Source organism: Sneathiella sp. (assembly GCF_002694385.1).
In the GTDB taxonomy this organism is placed as follows: Bacteria; Pseudomonadota; Alphaproteobacteria; order Sneathiellales; family Sneathiellaceae; genus Sneathiella.
The window spans coordinates 1-13,030 of record NZ_NZMB01000026.1; the positions used below are offsets into that span (position 1 = coordinate 1).

General features: G+C 52.0%; 13 protein-coding genes, 1 tRNA gene and 1 pseudogene. 7 read left to right on the forward strand and 8 right to left on the reverse strand.

What is annotated here, in order from left to right; translation table 11 throughout:
- Positions 1–72 precede the first annotated feature (72 nt).
- Positions 73–216, reverse strand: a complete 144-nt coding sequence (locus CMN55_RS16515) for a hypothetical protein (protein WP_293951326.1) — start codon at positions 214–216, stop codon at positions 73–75.
- A gap of 178 nt (positions 217–394) precedes the next feature.
- The gene (locus tag CMN55_RS16520) at positions 395–3,802 is read right to left on the reverse strand and encodes a TM0106 family RecB-like putative nuclease (RefSeq protein ID WP_293951328.1); all 3,408 of its coding nucleotides are present in this window, start codon (positions 3,800–3,802) and stop codon (positions 395–397) included.
- 320 nt (positions 3,803–4,122) lie between these two features.
- Here CMN55_RS16520 and CMN55_RS16525 point away from each other — a divergent pair, with 320 nt between their 5' ends.
- Complete coding sequence (locus CMN55_RS16525) at positions 4,123–5,286, forward strand: tyrosine-type recombinase/integrase (RefSeq protein ID WP_293951330.1); 1,164 nt, start codon at positions 4,123–4,125, stop codon at positions 5,284–5,286.
- 129 nt (positions 5,287–5,415) lie between these two features.
- Here CMN55_RS16525 and CMN55_RS16530 read toward each other — a convergent pair whose 3' ends face one another.
- Both CMN55_RS16530 and merF read right to left on the reverse strand, forming a co-directional pair.
- Complete coding sequence (locus CMN55_RS16530; protein ID WP_293951332.1) at positions 5,416–5,661, reverse strand: GDCCVxC domain-containing (seleno)protein; 246 nt, start codon at positions 5,659–5,661, stop codon at positions 5,416–5,418.
- Positions 5,631–5,843: a mercury resistance system transport protein MerF gene (gene merF, locus CMN55_RS16535; RefSeq protein ID WP_293951334.1), complete on the reverse strand. Its 213-nt coding sequence runs from the start codon at positions 5,841–5,843 to the stop codon at positions 5,631–5,633. Before merF ends, CMN55_RS16530 begins: the two co-directional genes overlap by 31 nt.
- A 50-nt stretch (positions 5,844–5,893) precedes the next feature.
- Between merF and CMN55_RS16540 the strand changes: the two genes are divergently transcribed.
- From CMN55_RS16540 to CMN55_RS16555, 4 genes are all read left to right on the forward strand, one after another.
- Complete coding sequence (locus tag CMN55_RS16540) at positions 5,894–6,298, forward strand: MerR family transcriptional regulator (protein ID WP_293951336.1); 405 nt, start codon at positions 5,894–5,896, stop codon at positions 6,296–6,298.
- 53 nt (positions 6,299–6,351) lie between these two features.
- Positions 6,352–7,014: a hypothetical protein gene (locus CMN55_RS16545; RefSeq protein WP_293951338.1), complete on the forward strand. Its 663-nt coding sequence runs from the start codon at positions 6,352–6,354 to the stop codon at positions 7,012–7,014.
- A gap of 101 nt (positions 7,015–7,115) precedes the next feature.
- The gene (locus CMN55_RS16550) at positions 7,116–7,358 is read left to right on the forward strand and encodes a helix-turn-helix domain-containing protein (protein WP_293951340.1); all 243 of its coding nucleotides are present in this window, start codon (positions 7,116–7,118) and stop codon (positions 7,356–7,358) included.
- Positions 7,359–7,578: 220 nt separating this feature from the next.
- Positions 7,579–8,727, forward strand: a complete 1,149-nt coding sequence (locus tag CMN55_RS16555) for a hypothetical protein (RefSeq protein ID WP_293951342.1) — start codon at positions 7,579–7,581, stop codon at positions 8,725–8,727.
- A gap of 159 nt (positions 8,728–8,886) precedes the next feature.
- Here the strand turns inward: CMN55_RS16555 and CMN55_RS16560 are convergent, their stop codons facing one another.
- Together CMN55_RS16560 and CMN55_RS16565 are read right to left on the reverse strand one after the other, a co-directional pair.
- Positions 8,887–9,513, reverse strand: a complete 627-nt coding sequence (locus CMN55_RS16560; protein ID WP_293951344.1) for a transmembrane anchor protein — start codon at positions 9,511–9,513, stop codon at positions 8,887–8,889.
- Positions 9,514–9,537: 24 nt separating this feature from the next.
- Positions 9,538–10,266 carry a HupE/UreJ family protein gene (locus tag CMN55_RS16565; protein WP_293951346.1) on the reverse strand — a complete coding sequence of 243 codons (729 nt, stop codon included), beginning with the start codon at positions 10,264–10,266 and terminating at the stop codon, positions 9,538–9,540.
- A 499-nt stretch (positions 10,267–10,765) separates the two neighbouring features.
- On the opposite strand from CMN55_RS16565, the gene CMN55_RS16570 reads away from it, so the two are divergent.
- Both CMN55_RS16570 and CMN55_RS16575 read left to right on the forward strand, forming a co-directional pair.
- Positions 10,766–11,026, forward strand: a complete 261-nt coding sequence (locus CMN55_RS16570) for a metal-sensing transcriptional repressor (protein ID WP_293951348.1) — start codon at positions 10,766–10,768, stop codon at positions 11,024–11,026.
- A 9-nt stretch (positions 11,027–11,035) separates the two neighbouring features.
- Positions 11,036–12,355: an MFS transporter gene (locus CMN55_RS16575; RefSeq protein ID WP_293951350.1), complete on the forward strand. Its 1,320-nt coding sequence runs from the start codon at positions 11,036–11,038 to the stop codon at positions 12,353–12,355.
- Positions 12,356–12,456: 101 nt separating this feature from the next.
- On the opposite strand, the gene CMN55_RS16580 is transcribed toward CMN55_RS16575, so the two are convergent.
- Positions 12,457–12,533: transfer RNA gene (locus CMN55_RS16580), tRNA-Met, on the reverse strand.
- 226 nt (positions 12,534–12,759) lie between these two features.
- Positions 12,760–13,030 (reverse strand): annotated as a pseudogene (locus CMN55_RS16585) (DUF5681 domain-containing protein); the annotation flags it as partial.

The window sequence follows — 13,030 nt, forward strand, 5'->3', positions numbered from 1 at the left end:
GGAGAGGTTTTGAAATAGCGAAATGGGTTCTTTTTTGTCATGCTCGGAGGCTAGTCGACGAGCAAATCCCCATCAAGCAGTTTTCCTCTGACAGCACCGTTCGGCTAATTCCACCTCGGTCATCTTGCGCTGCTTGCGCCCATGACGGATCATCTTGCCCAGCAGGGCAATTCCCTCAGTCGTGTAGCGTGCATAGGTGCGCTTTGGTGTTGGCATCGTTCAAACCCGTTTGATTGACTCATAGGTCAAATCTACGCGATTTGACCGCCTCATAAGTCATTATGGGTGTAGGCGATAATGATGTCAATCATATTGACCGACACATAGGTCAAATCAGCGCGATATGACCGTTTTATCGGTCAATCCTGTGCTTAGCTAGCATCAAGCTCTCACTTCAAAGACGTATAGTTTGTGCAAGCTCGAGATAACGACAAAACGCGTTCGCGAGTTGCATTTGCTTAGGCGTCCTGCATTCTGCTTCAAAGATTTGTGGGGATGCAACGAGGATCGCAACGCACTTCGCTCTCGATGTGGCGACATTAAAACGGTTCGCACTGTAGAGGAACTCCATCCCGCGTGGCGCGTCGGAATGGCTTGATGTCGCGGTCGAATAGATCGCAATTGGAGCTTCTTGCCCCTGAAACTTATCGACGGTGCCAACACGTGCGCCCGGAAGACGTTGCTGGATTTCGAAAACCTGCGCGTTGTAAGGGGCGATTACAAGAATGTCGTCAAGGGTCACAGGCCTCTCGGAACCATCTCGATCAATCCACGTCGGCCCATCTGCGAGAATTCGATTCACTAATGATGCAACCGCCTCGGCCTCTTCTATCGACGAGCTTTGATTGCCAGCATGATCGACAGGCAGATAGCGCAAGCCGCTACCTTGGATGATGCCAGCCGATCTGATTTCCTGCTGCTCGCAACCGGCGACCGATGCGAGCTTATCGTCATAGAACAGCTCTGAAGTGAATTCGCTTATGTCTGGATGCAATCGCCAGGTATTTTCGAGAAACAATCCGCAGTCTTCTGCGATCGTGTGCTCGTCGCCGAGGACGTGCTCAAGGGAAGACACGCCAGCACCATCTGGATGCGTTCCTTGCGTCGGCTGATCGAGCTGTTGGGGATCGCCGAGCAGAACAAGTCTTTCCGCGCTCGGGGCAACGGCGACCACATTTGCAAGAGACATTTGCGCTGCTTCGTCCACCACCAGAACGTCCAGAGTATTTTGAGCATCGGCCCTCGCCCATAAGAAGTGGGTCGCTCCGGCGACCTGACAACGACCCGAGGCCAAAGCTGACAAGAGAGCGTTATTGTCTTTAGCGAAGGTGAGGCGAGGCTGATCCGGCTCCATCTCTTTGGGTTTCTGAACACACTTGAGATCGATGCCAGCCTCCTCAGCAGCTTCAACAACCTTGTCGAGAAGGTTTCGAATGACCTTGTGACTATTTGCCGTGATCCCAACACGCTTACCTTCGGAGACGAGTTCGCAGATCATGCGCGCGCCTGTGAAGGACTTACCCGTGCCAGGTGGACCTTGGATGGGGAAGACCCCCGGATGCAATGCGGTCGCTACTCTCAAAGCAGCTTGAAGAGTGTCCTCGTCACCGTCACGGACTTGACCGCCGTCTAAGTTAGGGGGAAGCCGCAAGAGCAGCGCGCGTGCCGCATTGTACGGCCCATCGCCGGTAATGCCGTTGTCCGCGACATACTCACCAAGCCGTAGCAGAGAGTCCGCTTGCTCCTTACTCCCGTACATGGTGTGTGCGAAGACTCCGACAGGATGCTCAGAGGCGGTCTTGCCCATCTTCTTGATGTCGACCGTCCGATCTTCCGACGAAATCTCAACAACTTCACCAAGTTTTTCGCCGCCAGCACTTTGTAGTGTCTCGCCGCCCCGAAGATCGGTGTCTTGTTGGGGGAAGCGGTATCTGTGCGTCGGAATGCCTCTCGCCGTTTCATCAACGGTTGCGATCAACTCTAAGCCTGACAGAGCCGCGCGTTCATGTGTCAATTCTTCCGGCGTAAGCGCCGCCAGCCTGAAGTATTCCCACCACGCGGCCTTGTCCTCTCTTCGGTGCCAATCCAGCAAATAGGCGAGAATCCAAGTTGCCTGCTGCTCGGCTGAGCGAGCTTCTGGATCAACAGGAATCCCTTCGATTAATCGCTCGACCAGTTCTTGAACGCGCTGTTGGCGCTCGCTCAATTCCTCACTAGGCCCGTCTTGTCCGGGCTCTGGCCTGGGAACGTGATTGCCGTCTGCAATGAGCTCAGCCCGCCGCTCTTCTAACCAATCGCGTAAAGCAAGCGTGGAGGCGCAATCATCGCGATTGTAGAGTTCGACCACCGCCTTGTCTTCGTCAGTGATCGCTTCTGTGTCGCCGAGTTCAAGGCCTGCCTGCAAGCTTGCCAACGCAAGGTTCGCGGCCTTGAGATCGGCATCGCGAGTGTAGCCATAAAGCTGCTCGAGCTTCTTGATCGAGTAGCTTTCGACACCGGCGCGGAGCGCGTTTCGCACAACACTGTAGAGATCAACCAAGACCTTGCCGCGCAGGAGATTGTCAATTTCATCTTCACGGGTCGCGTAGCGCCCCATTAGACGCTTGAGAGCGCCTGGCTCGTATGGTGCGAAGTGATAGATATGGAGATCTGGGTATTGCTCTCGTCGTTGAGTGACAAAATCGACGAAGCTCTCAAAGATTGCTTTCTCGCCGTCGCGATCAAATGCCCAATCGCCTGTATAGACGATTTCGCCGCTTTCATCGCGATACTGATATCCGAAAAGATATTCGAGGCCATGTTCGCCGACGAATGGATCGCCTTCGATATCGAAGAATATATCACCGTCTGAAGGTTCGGGAAGGAGACAGAGGCCTGTCGTTGGATCAACAGGAAGCATCTGGAATCTCAACTCGCCGGATTCTCGACTTTCTATCTGAATACGTGCCTGCTCACGGGCTTTCTCGAATGAAGCAGGTGAACCGCGCTCGGGAGTAAACGGGATCGGAACGGGCATCTCCGCTAACGCAGCGGTCGTCGTGATGCCCTTGGACTGAAGTTCGCTGATCTGCGTTTTGGAGATGTTGGCGACCAAACAAAGATGGTCGTCGTCACGGCGGCGCTTGTCGCAACGCTCAGCCCAACGGCAAACGTCGCAATGCGCTTTCGGATCGGGATAACACTCTTCAACGTCGTCAATGTTTGTCGCCGCTTCGGCAGCGGCTTTTGCGCGGCGAAAGAATGCTGCGTAGTCTGCGTAACGAAAGCTTTGTGGCTCAAAGTCAGACCACGGAGCAACGACATGCACGTTCTCTGGGTGGCGACCTTGCATCTTTTCTAAGAGATCGGCGTAGAAGCAGAGCTGGAGTACCGACCCGCCCTTTGTCTCACGCGCTAGTTTTGTATCAATTACTTCATACGACCAGTCACCAAGATCGCTTGGGGAAGCGACTTTTCTCAATACGTCAGCCCTACCCGCCCAACGGTCGTTTTGCATGGCGGCTTGAATGATAACGTCCACCCCGGCTTCCATCGCTTCACGAGTGGCTGCAACGGCAGACGGCGTGATATCGATCCCCTCGATATGGGCGGAGGTTAAGCCCTGGTCCTTCAGGTACTGTATGAACGCATCTTCATGGCGTCGCCCCCTTTCTCGAAGGATTTCAAGAAGCGGGTCCCATACGTGAGGCTTTGAGTGAGTCCCCTCACAAACCCCAATATCGAGCGCAGTGAGATGACGGCAGTTTAGATGTCCGACTAAATCAGACGCGCTCAGCTGAATGCCAGTGTCGATTTTTCTCATTTCGCCCCTCCCTCGAGTTGGCTGAGCTAGAAAAACCTAGAGACAGACACAACTCGGCTGTTGCTTCGATCGCGAAGCAAAGCCCAGCGACGCAAATGTAAAAGTTGGTTGCGGGGGCAGGATTTGAACCTGCGACCTACAGGTTATGAGTTAGATTATATGGATTATCGCGATTTACCATATAGTCGCATGATTCGACATATAGCGTTGTTATAATTATAATATTCTACGTAACTGTTACTCTTGCCTTCTCACAAATATCTTGATTTTCGCTGTCACTTGCTTCCATTATGCTTCCAGATTGAGAGATGGAAGCGAATATGAGACTGAACAAGCGTAACATTGACGGCCTTTTAGTGAAAGAGAAAGACTATTTTGTCTGGGATGAAACCCTGCCCGGATATGGCCTGCGGGTACTGCCGTCCGGGCGCAAGACATTCCTCATTCAATACCGGGACGGCGGCGGACGCACCCGGCGGAAGGGGCTGGGGCGATACGGCACGGTAACCGCCGAAAAAGCCCGAGAGAAGGCCCGTGAGCTGCTTGCGGGCGTTGCCCATGGGGCAAACCCTGCGGAAGAAGCCAAGCGCAAGCGCGGGGCGGTTCTGGTGTCCGAACTTTGCGAACGCTTTATGTCGGATTATGTGCCGTCGCATTGCCGGGAAAGCACCGCGAAGGAATACCGGCGCTGCATGGACCTCTTTATAAAGCCCGCCTTTGGCGTTGTGCAGGTGGAGGACGTGCAGCGAAGCGATATCGCCGATCTGCATCACAAGCACCGGGACACGCCCTATCAGGCGAATAGAACACTTGGCGTTCTCTCTGTCATGTTTAATCAGGCGGAAGTCTGGGGCTTCCGTCCTGATAACTCCAACCCCTGCCGCCATGTCAAGAAATATGAAGAGAAGAAACGCGAACGCTATTTGAGCGGCGAAGAGCTTTCCCGGCTGGGCCAGACGCTGATTGATCTGGAAAAGGAAGGCATTGAATCACAATCGGCGATCAACTGCATTCGCCTGCTGATACTGACCGGCTGCCGCCTTGGCGAGATACAAACCCTCAAATGGGAATTTATCAAGGGCAGCTCGGCTTTCCTGCCGGAGTCAAAGACCGGCGCGAAACGGGTCTATCTCGGACCGGCGGCCTTGGTGGCGTTATCGGAGATAGAACGTATCGAAGACAATCCGTATGTCATCACCGGCAAGCTCCCCGGCTCCCATATCACCGATATGCAGAAGCCATGGCGGCGGATACGCAAGGCGGCCAAGCTGGAAGACGTACGTCTCCATGACCTTCGTCATTCCTTTGCGTCAACAGCCGTCGGCACGGGCGAGAGCCTGCCGATGATCGGCAAGCTGCTGGGGCACAGTCAGGTACAGACCACCGCCCGCTATGCCCATCTTGCCGACGATCCCATGCAGAATGCCGCCGAACGCGTATCGAGTGAGCTGGCGAGGCTGTTGAAGGGCGGCGCAATCGCATAATTCCTCGTATTGATTGGTATGGTTCGGAATCGAAAAGATACGTATCGTAACGTATAGGGAAAATCATTTTCCGATAACTGCCTTGGCAGTGATTAAGCCGGTGCCTAATGGCCGGACTGAACGTCAGCTTTAATCCGCGTCACCCCCATCGGCTCCGCAACAGTTGCCGCCCTGTTGTATCGGCGGGCATGCAACCGTTCCATAGGAGCAATAGACACAGCAATCCCCTGCCTTGGGCTTCAGAAGAAGGCCGCAGCCCTTGCATTCATAAAACCACTGACAGGCATCCGTCGGCATGGTTTCCGCTTCGCTGTGCCCGCATTCCGGACAGGTAAGGGTCGAGGTCAATTCGATGTTTTGTGCTTGAGTTTCCATAGGGCGTAACCCGTAATTCCTATAAATATCGCGAGCGCGGGCAGCAACACAATGTCCAGCACTCCCAAAATTGCCGAAAGGCCAACGGCGCTGACAAGGATAACGAGCAGCGGCGTAAAGCAACAGAGCGCCGTTATTACCGTCCCGACCATCCCGATTTTAAGCAGGTTCTTGTCTTGCATCCCCGTATGCTACAATCTGTAGTCGCTACAGGTACAAGGGAATTCTGACAATGAGCATAAAAAACTTTGGCATCGGCGCTCTGTCCCGGGAAACCGGCTGCAATATCGAAACGATACGATATTACGAACGTATTGGTCTGATCCCGGAGCCGCCGCGAAGCAATGGCGGGCATCGGAGCTATTCTCATGATCATTTGAGGCTGCTGGCCTTTATCATGCGGTCACGGGCACTTGGGTTTTCAATCAGCGAAATACGCCAGCTCTTATCCTTGATCGGCAATGATAAAACATGCGAACAAGTGCAGTCCGTCACCGTCAGGCATCTGAAAGAAATCAACAGGAAGATTGAAGAATTGACCCGGTTGCGCTCCGTGCTTGAAAGCGCCGCCGATAAATGCGCGGGCGGAATCGCGACGGACTGCCCGGTTATCGATATTCTTTACGAGAATGCCTGATCATGCCCATGAAATAGATAGATGCACCTCTACGTAACGATACGAAAGCAAATATGTCTAAATTTCAAGAATTCCTTATCAGTAATTACCCGGCGGAACGTCTCAAAGAGTATGGCTATACGTACGAAGTCGATACGGAGGATGCACAAATCCGGCATCTTTTCGCGCGAGCTTTGATAGCGTTGGAACAGTATCCTGTAAGGCAAAGCGAAGAAGAACGGAACCGGCAGGAAAAATACCATATCAAGAAAGCACTTGATCAGCTCACCCGCTTGGAAGCGTCGATACAAAACATAGAAAGTATCGGCGGCCATATTTTCCTCGACGATATAATGAAGCTATATGATCGACGGGCCAAGATCACGACAAACAATCCTCTTTCTCTCATGCGGGATGAGCGAGAGTTTCTTGAAACGTCCGCTTCATTATTCAGAACCTCGCTACAAAAGAAGCTGGAACGCGCTAAACTGCCGAGGGGGCGACCCGGCAATGTCGGGCTGGAAAAATGCATCGACTATCTTTGGCATGTCTGGGAGGGCAGTCTGGGGCGGCCCTTCACCCTCGATTATCATCAAGGGGCCGCCATGACCCCGGCCTTTGATTTCGTGAAGGATTTCCTAATGCCAGTAAGCGATTTTACCGATGCTGAAATCATGACCGCCATGCGAACAGTTATTGCAAAAACCAGCACTCACAGAAAACCGGAACAAAATTGATCCGGTTTTCTGACAGCGCATTTGGATGACGTTACGCTGATTTTGCCTTTAACTCACCTCACCGCAATGTCGCGGCAGATAAACGTAAAAGGTAAAATTGAATGACACATATCAGCGACAATTCAGAGTATCTGGACAGCATGATCAAGGAAACCGAGGCGGCCAAGTTTCTGGGCTATACCGTCCGGGCCTTGCAGAACTGGCGGGTACGCGGCGGCGGTCCCGCTTTTATCAAATCCTCGCGGCGGGCCATTCGCTATCGTCGCCGCGATCTGATTGCCTGGGCGGAAGCACACCGCGTTTCCAGCACCTCCGAGGCGGACTTTTCCGCCTCCGCAGCTTAAAACTCTTTCGCCCCGGCTTGCCAAAGCCTTGAAGGTTAAGGGGGGCGGTAGCGCAAGCCAAGCCCTCCCCCTTTCCTGCCCCGCCCTCAAAACCCCTAAAAGCTTCCCCTGCGCGGAGCGCACCCAAAACCATTGATGCAAACCAACGGAACAAATCCGTAAACGGGGGGTCTTGTAACACCCCCCTCCAGAAATACACGGAAGTAATAAGGAGAAAATCATGATGAAACTGGTCCATAAAGGCTTTGACGGGTTGGATATCGCCTTCCAATCACGCATTCCGGAAGAACTAGCGGCGCTATTGGAAACGGCAAAAGAAGAAGCTGCCGCCTCCCATGGGGAGCAATTGCTTGACTATAACGGGGCCTTGATGCATGTGGCCGAAAGCGGCGCACAGGGAGGCTACGCCTACCGAGTGGATACAGGCCCGGACGGCGCCGTCTGGTTCTTCAAGAAACCCAATCCCCGCGATCCATGGGGTATTCGGGTTTCAGTTAAATCCCTTGCCTTGGCCCTCTATGGATTAGGCGGTGTCCGGGCCCGGCTGTTCGACTTTATGGAAGCCATTGGCGCGCCCTATGCGGACGGCGCGGAAAGCATTGGCCGGGTGGATTACTGCCTTGATTTTGTTGCTCCCGGCTTTCAGCTTTTCCCAAAGCATTTTGTCATGCATTCGAATTGCAGCCGGGTTGATAACCACGAAATGGAAGCTCATGGCCGCTCGGGGCGAGTGACCGGCGTGCGTATTGGCAAAATGCCGGGGCGGCAGATTAATGTCTATGACAAGCGCGCGGACGTTATCGCCAAGCGAAAAGCCGAATGGTGGGAAATCTGGAGCGCCAATCTTGAGGCGGAAGGGCTTTCGCCGCTTGATCCGAAAGACAGGGACGCCGCCCAAGTCTGGCGCATTGAACTCCGGGCAGGCAAAACGCATTTGAAAGACAGGTGGAATATCCGCAAATGGGCCGATCTTGACAACATGCTCGGCGATCTGATGCAGGAAACCCTCTCCGCCATTCGCTACTGCATTCCATCAAGCGATACCAATCGCGCCCGATGGCCGATTGATCCGCTGTGGCACCGGGTACGGCAGGAAATGCAATCCGATCTGTTTGAAATGGCCTGCAACGCTTCTCCTAGTGCCGTGAAGGAGATTATTCGCCATGAACATGCAGAGATGCTCGGGCGGCAAATAACAGGCCTCTCCGCCTCCTATGCGGCGATACTGGAGGATAGGCAAGCGGCGACGCCGGAAACCCTGCCGGAGACGGTGCAAAAGCTGGTGCACGAAAGTTTGTGCCGGGATACCAACTATTTCTATTCCAAGCTCGAAAAGGCAGAACGGCGGTATGTGTTTATTGCTGGTTAGATATAGATAGCCTGCTAATAAGATCGAGCCAATCACCTGTGAAAACTGCATAAAGGGTTCCATTCACGAAATACGCCAAAAATAATTATAGATACGAGAAACGGGAAGCCCCACCACAAGCAATAGGACGCCTGCGGTATCCCGCAGGCGTTAACTATTTTAATATGTCTGCTTTAACTCGCTGTAGTCACCACGCAGTTGCAATTTTATGGTTACATCCTGATTGTCTCGATTGCGCCAGAACCAGCCATGATTGCCTTTAAACGCGGCAACGATTTCACCTTCTGCCCCGGTCTTTCCCCTTCCCTTTTCATAGCTGATCGATTGACCTCCGCCATCACCGTGAAGGTCAAAATTTACCCGGCCATTTTCAGCAGCCCACTGATACTCAGCAACAGCGCCTTTTTCCATCACAAGTTTCCATTCAATGCCTTGGCCGGGCTCGAGAGAAAAAGTGATTTCATCTTTCCACGTGTCTTTTGCTTGCTGAGCATGTGCAGTGCCAATAATCAGACTAAAAATGTTGTCAAACACACTCGACTGTTTATCGGTCCCCTCGCTTGGCGACCTGTCCTGTTCAGCCTCCTCTGCAAGCTGGGCCTTTATTTCGCCCATCTCAGCAAGCCCAAGAAGACGCCCAACCCGCGTTGGATCGATACCGTATTCTGCTGGCAATACGACGGTAACAAGGATAACGATGGCCGCCATAAAGGCGATTATCGTGGATTTGAGGAGCTGCTTGGAGCTTGGTAGTTCGTTTACATCAGGTTTTTGAGAATTATGCATTTGTCTCTCCATTTTTCCGCAATATCAGGCGGAAACAAAAAATCCGGTGATCTGGTATCCCATCAGGACAAAGCCTGCGGACATCATCACAACATTTGCGGTATAGGCGTGCCGCCAGAACCCGACGGTTCGACGCCAATAACCCATGGCAATCAGAATAGCGCAGAGTGCAAGTATCTGCCCTAATTCAACGCCCACATTAAAGGCGATCAAATTGGGTAATAGGCCTTCAGGTGAGATGTTGTAATCGAGAATCTTGGTGGCTAAACCCAGTCCATGGAAAAACCCGAAGATGAGTGTTGCCGCTTTGGTGTCGGGCTGAAATCCAAACCAACGCTGGAACGCACCGAGGTTATCAAGAGCTTTGTAAACCACCGAAAGACCGATTATCGCATCAATGATATAAGCGTTTACATTCCATCCGAAGTAAACTCCCGCTAACATAGTCGTGGAATGACCCAAGGCGAAAAGACTTACATAGATGGCAACATGTTGAAGGCGGTACAGGAAAAACACGACGCCGAATAAAAACAGGATATGGTCATAACCTGTCACCATGTGCTTGGCGCCGAGATACATAAAGGGGATCAGGTTCACTCCCCAAATCTCCTGAATATAACCGGCGTCACCTTCCGTAACATTATGAGCCATAGCATGAACTGTACTCAATGACAGAATCGTTATAACAAGGCAGGAGAAGAAAATAGCCCGGTGTAAAGACAATCCACTCCAACCCATGTTGAGTTTGATCATTAAAAAATCTCCGAAATGTATAGATGAAACTGCGTTAGCCACGCTATACGCGGCAACCATCAAGACCTTGGAGGCCGTTCAAACGGGAATACATGCCATGGATTTTCGGGTGGAAATTCACGACGTACAAGCGCGATAGGGTTTATGGTCAGTTGAGCCATATTCAGGGTAGGCATTATAGCAATACTATGATCATGTTCAGCCACATCATGGCTGTGGCCGTGCAAAACATGATAGAGATTTTCTTCCTGGCCATGTGTATGGCCGTGATCCGCTATCATTTCTGCCTGTTGAAGCAAAGATTCAGTCGTGACTGGTTGGTGTAAAGGCGCGGGCGCAACACACCATATCGTAATTGTCAGACACAAAATTGCAATGCATATGCGTCGCATCTTTTCAACAAATGAAATGCTGGACTTTACTTGCTTGTCGATCACTCGTTCGCCAATACACAATATACTATCTTGCCTCATCCTAGGGGGGAGGATATTGTATGTATATGACAAAATATGACACGCACGCAAGCCATGAAGCAGTAATTATTCGATTAAGAAAGGCGGATGGCCATTTGCGCGCCGTGATAGAAATGATCGAAATCGGCAAACCCTGTCTCGATATCGCGCAACAATTACAAGCCGTAGAGAAAGCAATTACCAATGCAAAGCGCGTCCTCATTCATGATCACATGGACCACTGTCTGGACGCAGATGGCTCGGATGCCGATCGCACAGAGCTTAAGGCAATTGCCAAATATTTGTGATTTTTGCTGATGCTGGAAATTTTAGCTGACAGAACATATCGCCATCTGTTTGGTGCGCAAATAGTGGCGCTGATTGGAACGGGACTAGCGACGGTAGCTCTGGGATTGTTGGCGTATGACTTGGCTGGTGATAACGCGAGTTTAGTCCTAGGGACTGCCTTTGCAATTAAGATGGTTGCTTATGTCAGTATAGCCCCGGTGGCGGCTGGCTTTGCGGAAAGAATTAACCGGCGCGCCTTTTTGGTCGTGCTGGATATCATACGCGTTGCCGCCGCACTCTGCCTCCCTTTCGTCACTGAAATTTGGCAAATCTTCGCCTTGATCTTTCTGCTGCAATCAGCCTCCGCCGCTTTTACCCCTACCTTTCAGGCAACTATCCCGGACATACTGCCCGAAGAAGACCGCTATACGAGGGCACTGTCACTCTCCAGATTGGCATATGATTTGGAAAATATTGTCAGCCCAATACTTGCGGCTATCTGCCTGTCGATCATGAGTTACAATTCTCTTTTTATAGGCACTGCCGCCGGGTTCGCGGCGTCCGGGCTTCTTATCCTATCGATTATCCTGCCTAGTCCCAACCCATCTCAGCCACGCGGCATCTATGACCGTACAACTCGAGGAATTCGTATCTATCTGGCGACGCCGCGTTTACGTGGGTTGCTAGCATTGAATCTTGCAGCTTCTGCCGCAGGCTCCATGGTATTGGTGAATTCCGTGGTTTTGGTCCGTGGTTCGCTCGAAATGTCCGACAGCGCGCTGGCATGGACATTGTTCGCGTTTGGCGCTGGGTCGATGCTTGCCGCTCTCTTGCTACCCTATTTACTGGACAGAATTCCGGACCGGACCGTTATGACAGCCGGTGGATTTGTGATGATCAGCGTATTGATAGCATTGACCGCTATTGTCACTTCGACAGGGTTGAGCTGGCCGGCACTGCTTGCTGCGTGGTTTTTTGTCGGCTTGGGATATTCAACTGTATTGACGCCTACCGGACGTCTATTGCGGCGTTCAGCACATGCTGAAGATCGCCCTGCTATCTTTGCTGCACAATTTGCCTTATCGCATGGATGTTGGCTTATTGCTTATCCGACAGCGGGATTGCTGATGGCCGAGGCTGGAACCACCGTTACGCTTTTGGCGCTGACCGTTATTTCCGGGACAGGCCTTGGAATTGCATTGCACCTGTGGCCGAAAGATGATCCCGAGATTCTTGAACATACACATCACAATCTGCCACTGGATCATCCCCATTTAGGTAACAAAAGACGTCATTCACATCCTTTCGTTGTTGATGATATTCACTATCGCTGGACCACGCATCTTTGAATTTATTTCATGTGCTTCCGTATTGCTTCCAGATTTGATTTTATGGATGAGTGTGTTAACGCAAGAACCCACCTAACTGATTGAGTTAGATGGGTTTAATTTGGTTGCGGGGGCAGGATTTGAACCTGCGACCTTCAGGTTATGAGCCTGTCGAGCTACCGGACTGCTCCACCCCGCGTCATCACGAAAATTATGGGGTGAGTTTGCAAAATTTTCAACCACCTCGGCTCGATCGCTGGCTGTTGAGATTTGCTGTCGGTAACTGTGCCAATTTTTGTCTTACTGTGCCAAAATTGTGCCAAATGCAAAAAACAAGGGGCTAGCTTTTCAGCTAACCCCTTGATTTATTTGGTTGCGGGAGTTGGATTTGAACCAACGACCTTCAGGTTATGAGCCTGAATTCCCTACGGCAACACTTCCCACCAGTCCGGCCAGTTGACCTTCCAGGAGGTACGCGTAGCCTTTACGACGGTGCGCTGTTCCTCACGCGTCAGATGATCGCCTCCGAGGCGTTCAAGAGCCGCCTCGACAAGCCAGGGCTCCAGTGCCATGCGGGCAGTGGCCCGGTATGGATCAAGCTTTTTCGCCATACGCAACGGTTCGAGAGCCGTATTGACGCTCCCGGGAGAGACAAAGCCTATGACAATCTTGGAGAACCCCGGATTGCTGGCGGCC